Here is a 17,497-nt window from a genome sequence, read left to right as displayed (position 1 = left end):
TTGGATAATTCGGGATCAATTGGCACTTGACCAATTTGACGAGCGCTGTACCTTACTGGCTATTGACTGACCGGGAGCCTCGCTGGTTTCGATAACGGGTTTGATGCAACGACTGAGTAGCAACAACAGGGAGATTTGCCCATGGGAATTTTCGATTTCGTGAAGTCAGTTGGAACCAAGCTTGGTTTCGGCGAGAATGAACCCAAAGCCGATGATCTGAAGAAGGAACTCGACTCGCATAATCTCGGCACCGATGGCGTGCAGGTCAGCGTGCAGGGTGACAAGGCCGTTCTGACCGGCAATGTGAAAGATCAGTCGGCTTTTGAAAAAGCGATTATCGCCGTCGGCAACTCGCTTGGTGTATCGAAGGTTGAAGCTTCAGAGCTGAAAGTCGAGGGTGCCGGAACAACGGGCGCCGAACCTGTCTTCTACACGGTCAAGAAGGGCGACAATCTTTGGAAAATCGCCGAAGCCCAATATGGCAAAGGCAAAGGCGCAAAGAACGACATTATCTTTGAAGCCAACAAGCCAATGCTGACGCATCCGGACAAAATCTATCCGGGCCAGGTGCTGCGCATTCCGCCACTGGAAGGCTAAAGACACAAAGAAAAGGCCGGTTAAACCGGCCTTTTTCATATCTTTCTGAGTGCCACTTCTTCGATCAAATGATCGCTGCCTTTGCGCAGGATAATATCGGCGCGGGGGCGTGTGGGAAGAATATTCTCACGCAGGTTCTTCATGTTGATATTGTTCCAAAGGCCTTCGCCGATGGAACGCGCCGCATCTTCTGAAAGCTGCGAATAGCGATGGAAGAACGACTGCGGATTGACGAAGGCCGTCTCGCGCAGCCGCATGAAGCGATCAATATACCATTTGTGGATCAGCTCCGGCTCTGCATCGATATAGATCGAGAAGTCGAAGAAGTCGGAAACGAAAGGCACCATCTTACCGTCTTCCGGCAGATCGCGGACTTGCAAAACATTGATGCCTTCAAAGATCAGAATGTCAGGCTTGTCGACAATCTGATATTCGCCGGGCAGCACGTCATAGCTCAAATGCGAATAGAGCGGCGCTTGTACATGGCTCATGCCTGCCTTGATCGCTGACAGGAAACGCAAGACCGCGCCCACATCATAGCTTTCCGGAAAGCCCTTGCGTTCCATCATGTTCTGATCACGCAGAACCGCGTTGGGGTAGAGGAAGCCGTCCGTCGTCACCAGATCGACCTTCGGGCTGGAAGGCCATCGGGCGAGAAGTTCTTTCAGAATACGCGCAGTCGTGGATTTTCCGACGGCAACCGAGCCTGCAATGCCGATGATGAAAGGCGTCTTGAAACGCTCTTCCATATTGATGAACTGCTGACGCTGGCGGAACAAAAGCTGGCTCGCTTCCACATGCGCATAGAGCAGGCGGGACAGCGACAGATAAATGCGCCGCACCTCATCCAGATCAATCGGATCGCCCAGCGAGCGCAGCCGTTTGACTTCTTCATAGGTGAGGGTGAGGGGAGTGTCGGCGCGAAAGCCTGCCCATTCCTCGGCCGAAAAAAAACGGTAAGGCGAGTAACGCGACGGCGTTAGCTGGTCCACTTTTTCCCACATATTGTCGCTGCTCTCCCTCAACGCCAATTCTAAACTCACAGTTTTTGGATTAGTTTGCATTTATGCTTTCGGACGATTGGCCTTTTCCTCAAGGCCAGTCTGCGCCGTGCGGCGTTGTAACTCTGCAAGAACCTCATCAAGTGGCACGTCTGCAATTTTTAGAACCACCAGCAGGTGATAGAGCAGATCAGCGCTTTCCGTGACCACTTCAGCGCGGTCGCCACTGACTGCCGCAATCACCGCTTCGACGGCTTCTTCACCAAGCTTTTTGGCGGCCCGCGTCTGACCCTTGGCAAAGAGACTAGCCGTATAGGACGATCCATCCGTCGAAGTCGCACGTTCCGCAACGATGCGTTCAAGATCGGAAAGTGTGAACTCAGCCATCGAACTTCCTTCAACTCTTTTTGCGCATGTCGTTATCGGAAAACCGGTTCCCACTTTTCCGCGACAAGCTATATTCTCAACGGACCGGATCAAGCCGCATCGGAATGCCGGCCTCGGCCATATAGCGCTTGGCTTCGCCAATCGTATAGGTGCCGAAGTGGAAGATGGATGCTGCGAGAACTGCCGTTGCGTGACCTTCGCGAATGCCATCAACCATGTGATCGAGATTGCCAACGCCGCCCGATGCGATCACCGGAACGCGCACGCTGTCAGCAACAGCCCGCGTCAGGGCCACATCGTAACCAGCCTTGGTGCCGTCACGATCCATCGAGGTCAGCAGAATTTCACCGGCACCGAGGCTCACCACCTTCTGCGCAAATTCCACCGCATCAATGCCCGTCGTCTGGCGTCCGCCATGGGTAAAGATTTCCCAGCGGTCGCTCTCGCCTGCGCCCGAAACTTTCTTGGCGTCGATGGCCACAACGATGCACTGGTCGCCAAACTTGTCAGCGGCTTCTCCAACAAATTCCGGGTTCTTCACCGCAGCCGTGTTGATCGAAACCTTGTCGGCCCCAGCAAGCAACAGCTTGCGAATGTCAGAAACCTGACGCACACCACCGCCAACAGTCAGCGGCATGAAACATTGTTCTGCTGTACGGGCGATGACATCGAAAATTGTCTCGCGATTGTCCGAAGACGCCGTGATATCGAGGAAGCACAATTCGTCAGCGCCCGCGGCATCATAGGCGCGCGCTGCTTCCACCGGATCACCGGCATCAATCAGATCGACAAAGTTTACGCCTTTAACGACACGTCCGTCTTTAACGTCCAGGCAGGGAATGACGCGTGCTTTGAGTGTCATACCGAAGCCCTCAACAATGCCAGTGCTTCTGCCGGATCAATGCGGCCGTCATAAAGCGCGCGACCGGAAATCGCACCTTCAAGCTTGCGTGCATCAGGAGCGGCGAGGCGTTTGATATCATCCATCGAGGCGAGGCCGCCCGATGCGATCACCGGAATGGAAACGCTATCGGCAAGACCAAGTGTGGAATCCCAGTTGATACCAGCCAGAACACCGTCACGGTCAATGTCGGTATAGATGATGGCGGCAACACCCGCGCCTTCAAATTTTTTCGCGAGTTCCACCACGCCAAGCTCAGAAGCCTCGGCCCAGCCTTCAACGGCAACATAGCCGCCCTTGGCATCAATGCCGACCGCAACCTGTCCCGGAAATTCCTTACAGGCTTCAATCACCAGTGCTGGATCACGCACGGCAACGGTGCCGAGAATGACGCGGCGCAGACCTTTGGAAAGCCAGCTCTCGATATGGGCAAGCGTACGGATACCGCCGCCAAGCTGAACCGGATTTTTGGTCGCTTTCAAAATGGCTTCAACAGCTTTGCCGTTGACGCTTTCGCCAGCAAAAGCACCGTTGAGATCGACCACATGTAGCCATTCAAAGCCCTGATCCTCAAAAGCTTTGGCCTGCGCTGCGGGGTCTTCATTGTAAACGGTCGCCTGATCCATGTCGCCAAGCTTCAGGCGCACGCATTGACCGTCTTTCAAATCGATGGCGGGAAAAAGGATCATATCTTCAAGGCTTCCATTTCAGGAAATTGGCAATAAGCGAAAGGCCAAGCAGCTGGCTCTTTTCAGGATGGAACTGCGTGCCGATCATGTTGTCGCGACCAACAGTTGCGGTCACATCGCCACCATATTCAGTGACGGCCAGAACGTCCGCTTTGTTCTTCGCATCGAACATATAGGAATGCACGAAATAGGCATGCAAGCCGTTCTCGCCGGTAGCGATTCCATCGAAGACAGGATGCGAATGTTTCACGTGAATCCTGTTCCAGCCGATCTGCGGAATCTTGAGCGTCGGGTCGGACGGCGTCATTTCACGCACATCACCAGCAATCCAGCCAAGACCTTCGGTCACTTCTTTTTCAAGGCCGCGCTCTGACATCAACTGCATACCCACGCAGATGCCAAGGAAAGGATGGGCCTTTTTCAGAACCACATCTTCCAGTGCTTCCACCATGCCCGGCACAGCATGAAGACCGCGACGGCAATCGGCATAAGCGCCAACGCCCGGCAGAACGATGCGGTCAGCGCTTGCCACGCGATCGGCATCCGCAGTCAATTCGATTTCAGCTTTCACACCGCTCTCGTGGGCGGCACGCTCAAAGGCCTTGGTGGCCGAGCGAAGATTGCCGGAACCATAGTCGATAATAGCAACACGCATTTTCAGTTTTCTCCGCGATGACCGACAAATCCGATCGTCGAGCCAAATGAGGAATAAGTGGGACGAGGAGTTTTTTCAGCCCATTCGGGCGTTGGCAACTCTGCGGATGAGGCTGCTTCCTCAAAGCTGTAGAAATAGCGGATTTCCGCTTCTTCCAGATCGGAAGCATCGATGACCGCTTTTTCGACATAGCCCTGACGTTTGAGTTTCGCGATTTTCCAATTAGCGCCTTCCAGCGCCACAAACAGCGAAAACAACAAAGTGATCAGCGGCACTGCATTGGATATCCCCAATGCAGAACCTGCCACACCCAGCAGGATCGTTACGCCAAGAGCGGCAATCGCTTCAAACCACAGCCGCTGCGACAACAGCCAGACAACCGGCAGGATCAGCGCCAATGTGTAGAATCCGTCGCGCACGAAGACAGAGTTTTCAGCGCTGTTTGCGCCTTCTTTCTCCAGCACCACGAATTGCGCCATTAGCTTATCCCTTCAGCGACCCCTTGGTCGATGGAATTGCATCCTTCTGGCGCGGATCGGTTTCGAGCGCTGTGCGCAGAACCCGGGCCACGGCTTTGAAGATCGACTCTGCAATATGGTGATTGTTGGCACCATAATGATTATTGATATGCAGGGTGATGCCTGCATTCATTGCAAAAGCCTGGAAGAACTCACGCACCAGTTCGGTATCGAATGTGCCGATCTTGGCCGTCGTGAAATTTACGTTCCATACGAGAAAAGCCCGGCCAGAAACATCGACCGCAGCACCCGTCAGCGTGTCGTCCATAGCAAGATCCATCGATGCATAACGCACGATGCCGCGACGCTCGCCAAGCGCTTTTGCAACAGCCTGACCAAGCGCAATGCCGGTATCTTCCACTGTGTGATGATCGTCGATATGCAGATCGCCCTTGGCCATCACGCGCATGTCGATGAGCGAATGTCGGGAAAGCTGCTCCAGCATATGATCGAAGAAGCCGACACCGGTTGTAATGTCAAACTTGCCGTTGCCGTCCAGATCGACAGAAACAGCAATGCTTGTTTCTTTTGTTGAACGTTCGATACTTGCTTTGCGGGCGCTTTCAGCCGTCATTGCATTTCCTCAGTTGAAATCTTTTCGCGTTCTAGAACAGCTGGCTGCTTTTGCCAATGCTTTTAGAACACCTCCCAATAATCTGACTTTTATTCAGGCATTTTTTCTTCAAAAAACGGACCCCATTTTTTGGAATGCACTTATTTCCTCACGCGCAATTTACCCAAAAACCGGTTCCCACTTTTTGGAATGCGCGTGAACCTATTTGCATTTTGCCAGACGGTTCTTAAATATTCACAACGAAACCCGATTCAGTTAGCTCTTGAACGAGCAAAATGGGGCTTCGCCCATATCAGGGGCTTATGCGTTTGCCAGATGGAAACGTATCGGCCGCCAAAGGAGTGATCCATGATCGAACACAATCCCACGACAATTTACGGCACGACCATCGTTACCGTTCGCAAGGGTAACAAGGTCGTTATCGCCGGTGACGGGCAGGTCTCGCTCGGCAATACCGTCATGAAGGGCAATGCGCGCAAAGTGCGCCGCATCGGTAAGGGCAACAATGTCATTGCCGGATTTGCAGGTGCCACTGCCGACGCCTTCACGCTGCTTGAGCGCCTTGAAGCCAAGCTTGAACAATATCCCGACCAGCTGATGCGCGCCTCCGTCGAGCTCGCAAAAGACTGGCGCACCGACCGTTATCTGCGCAAGCTCGAAGCCATGATGTTAGTTGCCGACAGCAAAGTTACGCTGGCCCTAACCGGAACAGGCGACGTGCTTGAGCCAGAACATGGCGTTATGGCGATTGGTTCGGGCGGCAATTATGCTCTCGCCGCAGCGCGTGCTCTGGTCGATACAGATCTGGATGCCGAGGAAATCGCCCGCAAAGCGATGGGGATTGCCGCAGACATCTGTATCTACACCAATCACAGCATTCTGGTTGAAAGTCTCAACGCAGAATGACGCAAACCGTGCAAGCCTCTAAACCACAGCGTTGGGGCTTAGGTGCTCTGATCGTCCTTGCCATTCTCGTGATACAGGCCTTCTGGCTTTATCTCGATGGACGAATTCCTATGTGCGAATGCGGCACCATAAAATTATGGTCCGGTTCGCTGATGTCCGAAAACTCGCAGCATATATCCGACTGGTATACGCTTTCGCACATCATCCATGGCTTTCTGTTCTATTGGCTTCTGACAATCATCGCGCCAAAAGCGCCGCTGGGTCTGCGGCTTGCCATGGCAGTTGGCGTTGAAGCCGTCTGGGAACTGGTCGAAAACTCGAACTTCATTATCGAGCGCTATCGCGCAAATACGTCCTCCGTCGACTATTTTGGCGACAGCATCGTGAATTCAGTTTCCGATACCATCGCCGCCCTGATCGGCTTTCTGCTTGCTGCAAAACTACCGACAAAAATCACCGTCGCCATAGCGCTGTTCTTCGAAATTCTGGCGCTTATCATTATTCGCGACAATCTTACGCTCAACGTGATCATGCTGCTGCATCCGTTCGAGTTCATCAAGCAGTGGCAAACCGGGTTATAATCATGAGCAATTTTTCTCCCCGCGAAATCGTCTCCGAGCTTGACCGCTTCATCATCGGTCAGAACGACGCCAAGCGCGCCGTGGCTATCGCCTTGCGCAATCGCTGGCGCCGTCAGCAGCTGGATGGCCAGATGCGCGAAGAAGTTATGCCAAAAAACATTCTGATGATCGGACCGACCGGCGTTGGTAAGACGGAAATCTCCCGCCGTCTGGCGAAGCTTGCCGGTGCGCCGTTCATCAAGGTGGAAGCCACCAAGTTTACTGAAGTGGGCTATGTTGGCCGCGACGTCGAGCAGATCATCCGCGATCTGGTCGAAGCTGCAATCGGCCTCGTGCGCGAAAAGAAGCGCGAGGAAGTGAAGGCCAAAGCGCATATCAATGCCGAAGAGCGCGTGCTTGACGGTCTGGTTGGCAAGACCGCAAGTCCGGCCACTCGCGACAGTTTCCGCAAGAAGCTGCGTGAAGGCGAGCTCGACGATAAGGAAATCGAAATCGAAGTTGCCGACACCGGTGCTGGTCAGAATTTCGAAATTCCGGGCATGCCGGGTGCCAATATTGGCATGATCAATATCGGCGATATTTTCGGCAAGGCCATGGGCGGTCGCACCAAAACGCGCAAAACCACGGTCAAAGAATCCTACAAGATTCTGATCAATGACGAGTCCGACAAGCTGCTCGATCAGGATCAGCTCATTCAGGAAGCCCTGCGTTCGACTGAAAATGACGGTATCGTCTTCCTGGACGAAATCGACAAGATCGCTTCGCGCGAAGGCGGTATGGGAGCAGGCGTATCACGCGAAGGCGTACAGCGCGATCTGTTGCCACTCGTTGAAGGCACCACCGTTGCAACGAAATATGGCCCGGTGAAAACCGATCATATCCTGTTTATCGCATCGGGCGCTTTCCACGTTTCCAAGCCTTCTGACCTTCTGCCAGAACTTCAGGGCCGTCTGCCAATACGCGTAGAACTCAGCGCCCTGACGCGTGAAGATTTCCGCCGGATTCTCACTGAAACCGAAGTCAGTCTGATCAAGCAATATATTGCACTGATGGCGACGGAAGAGGTGAAGCTCGATATTACCGACGATGCGATTGAAGCTCTTGCGGATATTGCAGTTGATCTCAATTCGACAGTGGAAAATATCGGCGCACGTCGTTTGCAGACGGTAATGGAGCGGGTGCTGGACGATATTTCGTACAATGCACCCGACAAATCCGGTTCGGAATTCAAGGTTGACGGCGATTACGTCCGCAAGACTGTCGGCGATCTTGCCCGAAACACGGATCTTTCGCGTTTCATTCTGTAAATTAAAACGTGACCATAAAGTCACGCTTCAGTCCCATAATCCTGAAAAACAAAAATCCCCTCGACTTCATCGAGGGGGTTTTTTATTTTGCCGCAACTTTTACATGTCGTTTACCATATTTGGGGCCGTTTCCGCGCAATGACCAGTCGATTGAACCGTATTGCGGGCATCTGCCTCGCTGTCGCTTTTTCCTGCCAGAGCGCATTTGCAGCCGTTTCCGTGCCAGCCGGCAACCGCAATGCCGAACAGCCGCCCATTCCCGGTGCTTCTGCCAAGCGCACCAAGGAACTCAGCACCACTTATGAAAAGAAGTATCAGAAGATTTATAACCTTCTGAAAAAAGATGCATCGTTACGCTCAAAGATCAAATCGACGGCTTCCGCTTATGGCATTGATCCGATCCATATTGTCGGCGCTATCGTTGGCGAGCACACTTACAATGTCGACGTCTATGATCGTTTGCAGACCTACTATGTCAAGGCTATGTCCTATGTGAACCAGGGTGTGAGCTTCGGCTATAATGGCGAGAGCATTGGCCAGTTCGTAAAGCGTCCTGAATTCTCCGAATGCCTCAAGTTCAAGGACAGCTATTCGCTCTGGGCTTGCCGTGAGAATATCTGGAACAAGCAATTCCGTGGCAAATCCGTCGGCGGCAAAAACTATCCGAACAACCGGTTCAGCGCCGTTTTCTTCCAGCCGTTTTATGCTGGTCAGACCTTCGGTCTTGGTCAGATGAACCCGCTCACTGCATTGCAAATGTCGGATATAGTCAATCGCGTTTCCGGCCTACCAAAGCTTGATGCCGAAAATGGCAACACGGTCTATAAGACCATCATGGACCCCGATCTGACGCTGCCCTACATCGCGGCCACGCTAAAGCAGTCGATCACCGCCTATCGTCAGATTGCAGATTTCGACATTTCCAAGAACCCCGGTCTGACCGCAACGCTTTATAACACCGGTGGTGCAGATGCCCGCGCCCGTGCGCTGGCCAATGAAAATGCACAGCGCAAAGCATCTGGTCAGGCAGCTTTGATGCCGCAGGAAAACTATTATGGTTGGCTGGTCAATTCCAAGCTCGATGAGCTGAAGGCGCTGTTTTAGGGCACATCCCGAAAAGTGGGAACCGGTTTTCGGACCAAGATGTGCTTAAAAACAAGTGATTAGAGCGCCGATCTGATTAAATCAGATCGAAATGCGCTCTAGAATGCGGGTTTCAGACTAAAGGCTTCAAGCCACGGCGGCGTTTTCGCGCCGCTTCTATTTCATCGCTCAAATGCTTGATCGTCTCGCGATCAATGATGCGGATATTGCGCGCCAGCAAATTGGCAAGTTCCGTTGCCTGTGGAGACAGACCGGACGTATCGATCACCACACGCGGATGCGAGACCGAAGCGAGGTTTTGCAACTCTTCCGCTTCGTCCCAGATGATGTTGAAATACGTAATGATGCGTTGCAGCAGATCCCATGTCGGCTGGCCGCGCCGCCCGTGTTCCAGTGCCGAGAGATAGGCTGGCGATACGCGCAAAGCCGCTGCCATTTCTTTCTGGGTAACATTGCGTTCGTCACGCAACTCTCGCAAACGCTTGCCAAACGGTGTCATCGCAGAAGACCTCCGTTTTGCGTTTGCTTGCGCAGTCGCACATAAAGCGCACCATGCCCGCCATGATGATGCGCTGCATCTTCATAGGCACTGACCAGAAGCCGGAAGAGGGGCGTCGAGAACCAATGTGGAACTGCCTGTTTGAGCAAGCCTTCGCTGCCAAATGAGCGGCCTTTACCGGTAATCACCATCACATGCTTCAAGCCGCGTGCATGGGCGCCCAGAAGAAAACCGTAGAGCAGTTCATAAGCGTCGTTCTGCGTCAGGCCATGCAAATCAATCCGCGCTTCAATATCCACACGCCCTTTGGAAATCTTGCGGTGCGTTGGCCGATCAAAGGCATGGATCGGCAGTTCTTTAAGAGCGGTGATTTTCTTTTTAGGTTCGACGGGGTCGGCCACAGGCGTAGACACCTGCTTCGCTGGCTTCTTCTCAGCCTTCTCCGCCATCAATTCGCTGAAAACCGAAAGCTCTTCAAACTGAAGCTTTTTGCCAGCCAAAGGCTTTGCGGTTTTAGCCACCGTTTCCCACAGAATGCGGTCTTCAGGGCGTAGATAATCTTTGTCGGAGTTTTCGTTCTTTGGCACCATGGTTCAGATCACCAGAGCGCGAGGAACAAGCGCATAAAAATCGGCTTTGCTTTTAATGCCGCCAGCAATTTCACCAGCTGCATCACCCGAACCCGCAAAAAGATCGCCGCGCGCGGGGCCGACAATCGCCGTTCCGGTATCCTGTGCGATCATAAGCCGGGAGAAGGGCGCATTGTCGAACTCGGTCACGCTTGGAGCATTCACATAAAAAGGTGTTCCGAATGTATGCAAAAGCCGGTCCACAGCAATGGAACGTCCTACTGTGAGCGGAACTTTGGCAGCTGCAATCTGTCCGACATTCGGGTCATCCACCGGTGCTTCGCGGAAAAAAACGTAAGAACGGTTTTGCCAGATGAGATCATCGGCTTTTTCCGGATGATCTTTCAGCCATTGCCGAATTGTCTGCATGGAAATTTTATCAGCCGGAATCTCGCCTTCTGCCACCAAAATACGCCCAATGCCCGTAAAAGGATGGCCAGCTTTAGCGGCGTAAGTGATCCGCATAAAACTGCCATCGGTGAGCTTGAGCTTAGCTGCACCCTGCACATGCGCGAAAAACGCATCCACACGGTCCGCAACATAAGCAAGCTCAAGCCCGCGTCCGTTCAGGCTCCCTTGCTCAATAGCCCGTCGATCATCATATTCTTCGACACCGTGCGCTGTTTGTCGTGCGAAAGCGTAAGACACATCCATGCCCGCAGGACGGTTTTCATCGGTGACTTTTAAAAGATCGTCCGGCTTTTTCAGAAAAGGCACGGTGAAATGCGCGTCAGGCGTCCGCGATGCGGCAATTTCCGGCTCGTAAAAGGCTGTCACAAAGCCTTCCGCATCAATATGGCAGGGAACAAAATGCTCTTCAAAAAACGCACGTGCCTGCGCGATATTGGGATGTGTCAGCAACCGTGCCGCAGCAAAAGTCACCTGTAGTGCCTCAAAGCTGATGCCCAGACTGCCGCTGTTATAGCGATTATGTTCTGCGTAATCGGCTGAACGACGAAAGGCCGAAAAGGCTGAAGCCTGATCGTCCTGATACCAGCCCGGACAGTCTGAATAGCTGACCGGTCGTATGATGTTCGCCAGATTATGCACAAGCCGCATCCGTCAATATTAAAAGGGCCGCTAATTTAGCGGCCCTGATTCATAAACTCTCTTTAGTCTTCCGCTTCCGTCGCGACAAGCTTCCAGTTTGGATCACGCGAACGCGTGTCGCGGGCAAAAGTCCACAGATCGCGGATTTCAACAACGTTTTCCTGATCGCCTTCGACCGCGTTGCCATCCTTATCGAAGGTTGCAGAAATCATCTGACTGACGATATTCAGCGTCACATGCGCTTCCGAACCCTTCATTTCAGCATTGGCGATTTCGGCTTTATCGATACCAACGAATGTTGAGCGCACGCTTTCGCCACGCGCTTCGCGCTCATCAATTGCGGATACAAAGCCCTCATAGACTTCCTTCGAAAGAAGATTTTTGAGAACCTTGCGGTCGCCATCGGCAAAAGACATCACGATCATTTCGTAAGCGATCTTCACACCATCGACAAAGACTGGCGGGTCAAACGATGGATCAGCCGCCTGAATGGCGCGCAATCCGTCATTAATTGGAGTGCCCGCAGGGGCAATCTTGTCTATCCGACTGAAATCTTTTTCGCCGGTGCGCTGCGGCAGCGACACTACATTATCGGCGTCCGCGCCACTCGTCTGCGTGTCAGAACTACGGTTAGAGGTATAAGGATCGACTGGCGGTTTTTCGTTTCCTGTGCGGCGGCCAAGAACATTCCTCAGCTGAAGAAATATTACCACCGCTGCTATGAAGAAAAATATCGTGCCAAAATCAAAAAATTCCATACCGCCTGCCACCAGTTAACGGATAACGACCGCAAATTTTGCTCCCGCCACCAATTTCGTTACATATACATATAGATCGGCTTGATAGATCATTCAAATCCCGATCACGAATACCTATGTGATAATCTATGATAGACTGCTTCAATTCCGTTTCTTTTTTGCAAACACCCATCAACATAAGGTCTTAATTGCCGTGTCACCTTCTTTCGCCCCTCTTCTCATGCTGGCCATGCCGTTCATCGAAATTGCTGGTTTTGTGATCGTCGGCAGTGAAATCGGTGTTCTGGCAACGCTGGGTCTTGTCGTTTTGAGTGCCGTTCTTGGCTTTTTCCTGCTGCGCGTGCAGGGTTTTGGACTATTGCAGCGCATTCGTGCTGAAAGTGCTGCGGGACGTGTACCGGATCGCGAAATGATGCATGGCGCGATGATCGTCGTCGCGGCCATTATGCTGATTGTTCCGGGCTTCGTCACAAGCGCCATTGGCCTGCTGCTTTTCGTGCCCTTCATCCGTGATCTCGTCTGGAACAGATTTGTCCGCAATCGTCTGGTGGTTGCAACTGCATCCACGCGCTATTCGGAGGCCTATAGCCCGTATCAGCGTCAGGATAACAACGTGATCGATCTCGACCCGGAAGATTACACCGCAAAACCGGATGAAAACTCACCATGGAACCCGGACCACAAAGATCGTTAATCGAGCAAATACTAACGTAAAAAGCGTTCCTTGCTTGATGTTCCGACACATGCTAGCCAAGCAGCACTGCTTTTTGGCAACAAGATAAATCATTAAAGAGAAGGCATACCGATAATGAGCGATAAGGCCGCTGCGGGCGAAGTAAAGAACGGCAATGGCGCAACCGCCCAGCCGTCCCTCAACATTTTGGCCCAGTACATCAAGGATCTTTCCTTTGAAAGCCCAGGCGCGCCTCAGTCGCTGCGCCCACGCGACAAGGCTCCTTCGATCAACATCAATGTGAATGTAAACGCCAATCCGCTTTCCGAAACGGATTTCGACGTTGTTCTGACGCTTGAAGCCAAGGCTGTCGACGGCAAGGACGTTCTGTTCAACACAGAACTGACTTATGGCGGCGTATTCCGCATTCAGGGCATCCCGCAGGAACACATGCTTCCGCTGCTGTTCATCGAATGCCCACGTCTGCTGTTCCCGTTTGCGCGTCAGATCGTTGCTGACGCAACCCGCAATGGCGGCTACCCACCATTGATGATCGATCCAATCGATTTCGCGCAGATGTTCCAGGCCCGTATGGCCGAAGAAGAAGCCAAGAACGCTGTAAAGAGCTGATCTTAGGTTCCTATCAAAAGAAAACCCCGCTTTATGCGGGGTTTTTTTATGCTTGAATTAGTTCACGTATTTTTTCCAGATTGCTTTGTCGCCCATTTTTGCAACAAGCGCATCATGTGCAGCACGTTCTTTTTCGGAAATGCGTGAGGCGAGTGGAACCGGGCGTTGGCGCAGAACAATACCGCTATTGTTATCTGAGCCATTATTGCCGCCTGAATTACCAGACATGCTAAGGCCAAGGGCCGTCTGCTTACCGCCAATCAGCTCAATATAAACTTCCGCCAGAATTTCGGAATCGAGCAATGCGCCGTGCAATGTGCGATGCGAATTGTCGATGCCATAGCGCTTGCAAAGCGCATCGAGCGAGTTCGGACCCATCGGGTTTCTGCGGCGCGCCAGTGCCAGCGTATCGACGATACGATCAACCGCAATGCCCGGCTTGCCCAGACGATCCAGTTCCGCATTGATAAAGCCAAGATCGAACATGGCATTATGCGCGACGAGCTGCGCACCATCAATAAAAGCCATAAATTCGTCAACGATTTCCGCAAAGCTCGGCTCTTTGAGCAATTGCTCATCGGTAATGCCGTGAACGGCCAATGCATCCGGATGCACTTTGCGTCCCTGCGGATTGATGAATTTGTGAAAAGTTTTGCCGGTGGGAAAGCGGTTGATCATTTCCACGCCGCCGATTTCAATCACGCGATCCTCCAGCCGTTCAAGGCCGGTGGTTTCCGTATCGAAAACGATCTCACGCATGGAAAAACCTTTCAAATGATTTGTGTCTTATAACACGCCCGCGCTGGCAATCAGGATTGATCAACAGGCTTTCCACGCAATTCGGCGATAATGGCATTAATCTGCGCCCGCGTTTCCTCAAAGTCGCCCGAAGAATCGATGATAAAATCCGCACGCGCACGTTTTTCAGCATCCGGCATTTGTCGGGCTAGAATCGCCACAAACTTCTCATCCGTCATGCCGGGGCGCGCCAGAACGCGCTCCCGCTGAATGTCGGCTGGGGCGGAAACAACCGCAACCTTGTCTACGCGGCTTTCACCGCCAGTTTCAAAAAGCAGCGGAATATCAATCAGAGCAATATCAGCGCCATCGGCACGCGCTTGGTCAAGAAAGCTGGCTTCCTCTTCATGCACGAGCGGATGAATGATCGATTCAAGCCTTTTGAGCGCTTCCGGCTTTCCGAGAACTGCTGCGGATAATTTTGCCCGATCAACAGTGCCGTCCACAACCGTTCCGGGGAAGGCCGCTTCAATCAGCGGTGCAGCACGGCCCGCATATAAGCGATGCACAGCATCGTCGGCGCTATAGACCGGCACGCCAGCGTCTGCAAACATGTTGGATGCAGTGGTTTTTCCCATGCCGATGGAGCCGGTCAGTCCGAGGATGATCATAAAGCGCCAGCCTTTTTCATATCATCCAGAATATGATTTCTCAGAGCATCTGTCACTTCTGGTCTTTTCCTAAACCAGCGTTCAAAACCCGGAACGGCCTGATGCAGCAACATGCCAAGCCCATCGACGGTTTTGAGGCCTGAGGTTTCGGCGCTGGCCAGAAAAGGAGTTTTCAGCGGAATATAGACAATATCGGTGGCAACGGCTGATTTTTGCGCGTTACTCAGATCAAGTGGAAACTCTTCAACCTCACCATGTCCGCTCATGCCAAGAGATGTCGTGTTGACGATGAGACCGGCATCTTTGACCAAAGCCTGTGCCGCATCCCATCCATGGGCCGAAACGCCCGCGCCAAAATGACTTGCCAGTTCTAGCGCCCGGCTCACCGTGCGATTGACGATTGCAATGCGTGAGAAGCCGCGTGTCTGCAAAGCGTGCACAATCGCACGTCCTGCACCACCAGCACCCAGAACAAGCGCCGTATCCGCATCATCCCAGCCCGGAGCCAGCGCATCAAGATTAGCGGCAAAGCCATAAGCGTCGGTATTGCCGCCGCAGAGTTTTCCATTCTCAAGCCAGAGCGTATTGACCGCGCCGATAGCTTCCGCGGCCTTATCGCGGCTCGCCACCGTTGCAAAAGCTACTTCCTTATGCGGGATCGTAACATTGCCACCAGCAAAGCCATTTTTTTGAAGCGAAGTAGCAAATTCGGCGAAATTTTCCGGTGCTACTTCAATGGCTTCATAAGAGCCTTCAATGCCATGCTCTTTCAGCCAGAAGCCGTGAATAAGCGGTGAACGCGAATGCTTTATCGGAAAGCCGGTGACAAATGCCTTATTAGCCATCGATCAGATTTTCCTTCCTCAGTTCATCAAGCAGCGGCAACAGCGGCAGTCCAACGATGGTGAAATAATCGCCGTCGATTTTCGAGAACAACTGAATGCCCGGACCTTCGACCTGATAAGCGCCAACACTGGAAAGGGCAATATCGCCAACCTGCCCGAGATAGCGTCCGATAAAGCCCGGATCGAGATCACGCATTGTCATGCGCGCGACGCTCACATGACGCCACAGCGTCTCGCCATTTTTAACCAGAACCACGCCGCTGTTAAGCTGGTGGGTTTTACCGGAAAATTGCAAAAGCTGGCGGCGTGCCGCCTCCATATCAGCAGGCTTGTGGAAAATTTCGTCCCCCATGGAAAGAGTTTGATCGCAGCCAATCACCACCGCATCGGGATGGTTTTCGCTGACCGACAAGGCTTTTGCTTCAGCTAGAACCTGCGCCACATCTTCTGGTGTTGCACCCGTTTTATAAAGCGGTGCTTCCACCGAGCGCTCGTCGATATCCGCGCTTTCAGCCGAAAAAGTGATGCCCGCATTTTTTAGCAGAGCCGAACGAAACGGGCTTTTCGAGGCGAGAATAAGCTTTATGGTCATGTCAGGTCTTCCTTCTTGCCATCACGCAGCAGAGATTGAATTGCCGCTGCTGTTTCCTCAATCGACCGGCGCGACACATCAATGATCGGCCAGCCATGCCGGTTGCAGAGATTGCGGGCATAAGCCAGTTCTTCCGAAATTGAAACGCGGTCTGTGTAAAGTCCGATATCAAGCGAAGGAACACTGCCGAGCGGGCGGTTCTGCCTTATCTGAGAAATGCGCTCTGCCGTTGCCACGAGGCCAACAATCAATGGACGCTTTGCGGTAAAAAGCTGATCGGGGAGGGGGATGCCAAGAACAATCGGCACATTGGTCGCCTTGATGCCGCGATTGGCCAGATAAATGCTGGTTGGCGTTTTTGAGGTTCGCGAAATGCCCACCAGAATGAGGTCTGCCTCTTCAATATCAAGCGGCAATTGCCCGTCATCATGCTCCATTGTGAAATTAAGCGCATCGATGCGGCGAAAATAATCGGCATTCAATACATGTTGTGCGCTGGCGCGGCGATGCGCAGGCGCGCCCAGATAGGACTGAAATGTATTGAGCACTGGTTCCAGAACCGAAACGCTCGGTACGCCCATTTCAGCGCAGGCTTCATCAATGATCGCGGCCAGCTTCTGATCGACAATTGTATAGAGAACAATGCCGGGCTCGGCGTCGATGTTTTCCAGAACTTTGCGCAATTGTTTCTCGGTTCGGATGAGCGGATAGATATGCTCAATCGCACGCGCATTGGCATATTGAGCGGCTGCAGCACGCCCTGCGGCAAGGAGAGTCTCTCCTGTCGCATCAGAAATCAGATGAAGATGAAAGTAAGAAAGCGGTCTGGTCACAGTTTTCTCCCCTCCCTGTTGACGACTGTGCGTAAATTAGAGGCTTAATCCACAAGCCATGGCAGGCAGTGGGAAACTTGGCAAGTCATCCACAGCGAGTGCACATGTGGGAAGCTTTAGAAAGCGCTTGTGTACAAGACTCGTAACATTTGGAAAACGCCTGCGATATACCCAGCTTGTCCACAAAGAGCGTCAAAGTGCGGCAATTGGTAACTCCTTAGATTCAATGAATGATTTGAGTTTCCATTGCATTTAACGAGACTATCGGTGAATGATCCCACAGGCAAAGCTGTTGCTAAGCAGAGCTGTGGGAAAAAGGTGAGCAAAACGTAATCCCCGATTCCAACAGACTCTAAGAA

General features: G+C 52.6%; 23 protein-coding genes. 7 read left to right on the top strand and 16 right to left on the bottom strand.

Translation table 11 applies throughout. The features are described from left to right. Positions 1-141 precede the first annotated feature (141 nt). The gene (lysM, locus tag WH356_RS05080) at positions 142-597 is read left to right on the top strand and encodes a peptidoglycan-binding protein LysM (protein WP_094578513.1); all 456 of its coding nucleotides are present in this window, start codon (positions 142-144) and stop codon (positions 595-597) included. A gap of 35 nt (positions 598-632) precedes the next feature. Here the strand turns inward: lysM and coaA are convergent, their stop codons facing one another. The 7 genes from coaA to hisB all read right to left on the bottom strand — a co-directional run bounded on the left by coaA (position 633) and on the right by hisB (position 5,322). Continuing rightward, positions 633-1,601 carry a type I pantothenate kinase gene (gene coaA / locus WH356_RS05075; RefSeq protein WP_339509111.1) on the bottom strand — a complete coding sequence of 323 codons (969 nt, stop codon included), beginning with the start codon at positions 1,599-1,601 and terminating at the stop codon, positions 633-635. Between the two features lie 60 nt (positions 1,602-1,661). Beyond that, positions 1,662-1,985 carry a phosphoribosyl-ATP diphosphatase gene (locus tag WH356_RS05070; protein WP_339509110.1) on the bottom strand — a complete coding sequence of 108 codons (324 nt, stop codon included), beginning with the start codon at positions 1,983-1,985 and terminating at the stop codon, positions 1,662-1,664. A gap of 76 nt (positions 1,986-2,061) precedes the next feature. Further along, positions 2,062-2,847, bottom strand: a complete 786-nt coding sequence (gene hisF / locus WH356_RS05065) for an imidazole glycerol phosphate synthase subunit HisF (protein WP_339509109.1) — start codon at positions 2,845-2,847, stop codon at positions 2,062-2,064. After that, positions 2,844-3,575: a 1-(5-phosphoribosyl)-5-[(5-phosphoribosylamino)methylideneamino]imidazole-4-carboxamide isomerase gene (gene hisA, locus WH356_RS05060; RefSeq protein ID WP_339509108.1), complete on the bottom strand. Its 732-nt coding sequence runs from the start codon at positions 3,573-3,575 to the stop codon at positions 2,844-2,846. Before hisA ends, hisF begins: the two co-directional genes overlap by 4 nt. 4 nt (positions 3,576-3,579) lie before the next feature. Continuing rightward, complete coding sequence (gene hisH, locus WH356_RS05055) at positions 3,580-4,230, bottom strand: imidazole glycerol phosphate synthase subunit HisH (RefSeq protein WP_339509107.1); 651 nt, start codon at positions 4,228-4,230, stop codon at positions 3,580-3,582. A 2-nt stretch (positions 4,231-4,232) separates the two neighbouring features. Next, positions 4,233-4,709 carry a DUF2628 domain-containing protein gene (locus tag WH356_RS05050; protein WP_339509106.1) on the bottom strand — a complete coding sequence of 159 codons (477 nt, stop codon included), beginning with the start codon at positions 4,707-4,709 and terminating at the stop codon, positions 4,233-4,235. A 4-nt stretch (positions 4,710-4,713) separates the two neighbouring features. Continuing rightward, on the bottom strand, positions 4,714-5,322 hold the full coding sequence (gene hisB / locus WH356_RS05045; protein WP_007872453.1) for an imidazoleglycerol-phosphate dehydratase HisB: 609 nt from the start codon (positions 5,320-5,322) through the stop codon (positions 4,714-4,716). A 348-nt stretch (positions 5,323-5,670) separates the two neighbouring features. On the opposite strand from hisB, the gene hslV reads away from it, so the two are divergent. From hslV to WH356_RS05025, 4 genes are all read left to right on the top strand, one after another. Further along, positions 5,671-6,228, top strand: coding sequence for an ATP-dependent protease subunit HslV (hslV, locus tag WH356_RS05040; RefSeq protein WP_339509105.1), 558 nt, complete (start codon positions 5,671-5,673; stop codon positions 6,226-6,228). Beyond that, the gene (locus tag WH356_RS05035) at positions 6,225-6,809 is read left to right on the top strand and encodes a DUF2585 domain-containing protein (RefSeq protein ID WP_339509104.1); all 585 of its coding nucleotides are present in this window, start codon (positions 6,225-6,227) and stop codon (positions 6,807-6,809) included. The genes hslV and WH356_RS05035 overlap by 4 nt, the downstream gene beginning before the upstream one ends. Positions 6,810-6,811: 2 nt before the next feature. Continuing rightward, positions 6,812-8,116 carry an ATP-dependent protease ATPase subunit HslU gene (gene hslU, locus WH356_RS05030; protein WP_339509103.1) on the top strand — a complete coding sequence of 435 codons (1,305 nt, stop codon included), beginning with the start codon at positions 6,812-6,814 and terminating at the stop codon, positions 8,114-8,116. 138 nt (positions 8,117-8,254) lie between these two features. Further along, on the top strand, positions 8,255-9,220 hold the full coding sequence (locus WH356_RS05025; RefSeq protein ID WP_339509102.1) for a DUF1402 family protein: 966 nt from the start codon (positions 8,255-8,257) through the stop codon (positions 9,218-9,220). Positions 9,221-9,332: 112 nt separating this feature from the next. Here WH356_RS05025 and WH356_RS05020 read toward each other — a convergent pair whose 3' ends face one another. The 4 genes from WH356_RS05020 to WH356_RS05005 are packed head-to-tail and all read right to left on the bottom strand — an operon-like array spanning position 9,333 to position 12,156. Next, positions 9,333-9,719 carry a helix-turn-helix domain-containing protein gene (locus WH356_RS05020; RefSeq protein ID WP_339509101.1) on the bottom strand — a complete coding sequence of 129 codons (387 nt, stop codon included), beginning with the start codon at positions 9,717-9,719 and terminating at the stop codon, positions 9,333-9,335. Then, positions 9,716-10,309 (bottom strand): Smr/MutS family protein, encoded by a 594-nt coding sequence (locus tag WH356_RS05015; RefSeq protein ID WP_339509100.1) that lies wholly within the window; start codon positions 10,307-10,309, stop codon positions 9,716-9,718. The genes WH356_RS05020 and WH356_RS05015 overlap by 4 nt, the downstream gene beginning before the upstream one ends. Positions 10,310-10,312: 3 nt before the next feature. Further along, the gene (gene mltA / locus WH356_RS05010; RefSeq protein WP_339509099.1) at positions 10,313-11,407 is read right to left on the bottom strand and encodes a murein transglycosylase A; all 1,095 of its coding nucleotides are present in this window, start codon (positions 11,405-11,407) and stop codon (positions 10,313-10,315) included. A gap of 53 nt (positions 11,408-11,460) precedes the next feature. Beyond that, positions 11,461-12,156, bottom strand: coding sequence for a Tim44/TimA family putative adaptor protein (locus WH356_RS05005; RefSeq protein WP_339509098.1), 696 nt, complete (start codon positions 12,154-12,156; stop codon positions 11,461-11,463). Between the two features lie 193 nt (positions 12,157-12,349). Between WH356_RS05005 and WH356_RS05000 the strand changes: the two genes are divergently transcribed. Beyond that, positions 12,350-12,850: an FxsA family protein gene (locus WH356_RS05000; RefSeq protein WP_339509097.1), complete on the top strand. Its 501-nt coding sequence runs from the start codon at positions 12,350-12,352 to the stop codon at positions 12,848-12,850. Between the two features lie 114 nt (positions 12,851-12,964). Then, positions 12,965-13,459, top strand: a complete 495-nt coding sequence (gene secB, locus WH356_RS04995; protein ID WP_339509096.1) for a protein-export chaperone SecB — start codon at positions 12,965-12,967, stop codon at positions 13,457-13,459. Positions 13,460-13,516: 57 nt separating this feature from the next. Here the strand turns inward: secB and dnaQ are convergent, their stop codons facing one another. Genes dnaQ through WH356_RS04970 form a run of 5 tightly spaced genes read right to left on the bottom strand, consistent with a single transcriptional unit; the run spans position 13,517 to position 17,138 of the window. Continuing rightward, complete coding sequence (gene dnaQ, locus WH356_RS04990; protein ID WP_339509095.1) at positions 13,517-14,218, bottom strand: DNA polymerase III subunit epsilon; 702 nt, start codon at positions 14,216-14,218, stop codon at positions 13,517-13,519. A 50-nt stretch (positions 14,219-14,268) separates the two neighbouring features. Next, positions 14,269-14,868, bottom strand: a complete 600-nt coding sequence (gene coaE / locus WH356_RS04985; RefSeq protein WP_339509094.1) for a dephospho-CoA kinase — start codon at positions 14,866-14,868, stop codon at positions 14,269-14,271. Continuing rightward, a complete protein-coding gene (locus tag WH356_RS04980) occupies positions 14,865-15,713 on the bottom strand; it encodes a shikimate dehydrogenase (protein WP_339509093.1) in 849 nt (282 codons plus the stop codon). Before WH356_RS04980 ends, coaE begins: the two co-directional genes overlap by 4 nt. Continuing rightward, on the bottom strand, positions 15,706-16,305 hold the full coding sequence (locus tag WH356_RS04975; RefSeq protein WP_339509092.1) for a Maf-like protein: 600 nt from the start codon (positions 16,303-16,305) through the stop codon (positions 15,706-15,708). The genes WH356_RS04980 and WH356_RS04975 overlap by 8 nt, the downstream gene beginning before the upstream one ends. After that, positions 16,302-17,138, bottom strand: a complete 837-nt coding sequence (locus tag WH356_RS04970) for a pyruvate, water dikinase regulatory protein (protein ID WP_339509091.1) — start codon at positions 17,136-17,138, stop codon at positions 16,302-16,304. The genes WH356_RS04975 and WH356_RS04970 overlap by 4 nt, the downstream gene beginning before the upstream one ends. Between the last annotated feature and the right edge of the window lie 359 nt (positions 17,139-17,497).

It is taken from the genome of Ochrobactrum sp. MYb379, assembly GCF_037479515.1.
Taxonomy (GTDB): domain Bacteria; phylum Pseudomonadota; class Alphaproteobacteria; order Rhizobiales; family Rhizobiaceae; genus Brucella.
This window is presented reverse-complemented; position numbering and strand designations above follow the sequence as displayed.

Bases quoted from the DNA above. Each gene is read 5' to 3' on its own strand.
- hisH (WP_339509107.1), bottom strand. From the start codon at position 4,230: ATGCGTGTTGCTATTATCGACTATGGTTCCGGCAATCTTCGCTCGGCC.
- hslV (WP_339509105.1), top strand. From the start codon at position 5,671: ATGATCGAACACAATCCCACGACAATTTACGGCACGACCATCGTTACC.
- WH356_RS05020 (WP_339509101.1), bottom strand. From the start codon at position 9,719: ATGACACCGTTTGGCAAGCGTTTGCGAGAGTTGCGTGACGAACGCAAT.
- WH356_RS04980 (WP_339509093.1), bottom strand. From the start codon at position 15,713: ATGGCTAATAAGGCATTTGTCACCGGCTTTCCGATAAAGCATTCGCGT.
- WH356_RS05025 (WP_339509102.1), top strand. From the start codon at position 8,255: ATGACCAGTCGATTGAACCGTATTGCGGGCATCTGCCTCGCTGTCGCT.
- mltA (WP_339509099.1), bottom strand. From the start codon at position 11,407: ATGCGGCTTGTGCATAATCTGGCGAACATCATACGACCGGTCAGCTAT.
- hisF (WP_339509109.1), bottom strand. From the start codon at position 2,847: ATGACACTCAAAGCACGCGTCATTCCCTGCCTGGACGTTAAAGACGGA.
- coaE (WP_339509094.1), bottom strand. From the start codon at position 14,868: ATGATCATCCTCGGACTGACCGGCTCCATCGGCATGGGAAAAACCACT.
- lysM (WP_094578513.1), top strand. From the start codon at position 142: ATGGGAATTTTCGATTTCGTGAAGTCAGTTGGAACCAAGCTTGGTTTC.
- WH356_RS05070 (WP_339509110.1), bottom strand. From the start codon at position 1,985: ATGGCTGAGTTCACACTTTCCGATCTTGAACGCATCGTTGCGGAACGT.
- WH356_RS05050 (WP_339509106.1), bottom strand. From the start codon at position 4,709: ATGGCGCAATTCGTGGTGCTGGAGAAAGAAGGCGCAAACAGCGCTGAA.
- coaA (WP_339509111.1), bottom strand. From the start codon at position 1,601: ATGTGGGAAAAAGTGGACCAGCTAACGCCGTCGCGTTACTCGCCTTAC.
- WH356_RS05015 (WP_339509100.1), bottom strand. From the start codon at position 10,309: ATGGTGCCAAAGAACGAAAACTCCGACAAAGATTATCTACGCCCTGAA.
- dnaQ (WP_339509095.1), bottom strand. From the start codon at position 14,218: ATGCGTGAGATCGTTTTCGATACGGAAACCACCGGCCTTGAACGGCTG.
- secB (WP_339509096.1), top strand. From the start codon at position 12,965: ATGAGCGATAAGGCCGCTGCGGGCGAAGTAAAGAACGGCAATGGCGCA.
- hslU (WP_339509103.1), top strand. From the start codon at position 6,812: ATGAGCAATTTTTCTCCCCGCGAAATCGTCTCCGAGCTTGACCGCTTC.
- WH356_RS05005 (WP_339509098.1), bottom strand. From the start codon at position 12,156: ATGGAATTTTTTGATTTTGGCACGATATTTTTCTTCATAGCAGCGGTG.
- WH356_RS04975 (WP_339509092.1), bottom strand. From the start codon at position 16,305: ATGACCATAAAGCTTATTCTCGCCTCGAAAAGCCCGTTTCGTTCGGCT.
- WH356_RS05035 (WP_339509104.1), top strand. From the start codon at position 6,225: ATGACGCAAACCGTGCAAGCCTCTAAACCACAGCGTTGGGGCTTAGGT.
- hisB (WP_007872453.1), bottom strand. From the start codon at position 5,322: ATGACGGCTGAAAGCGCCCGCAAAGCAAGTATCGAACGTTCAACAAAA.
- hisA (WP_339509108.1), bottom strand. From the start codon at position 3,575: ATGATCCTTTTTCCCGCCATCGATTTGAAAGACGGTCAATGCGTGCGC.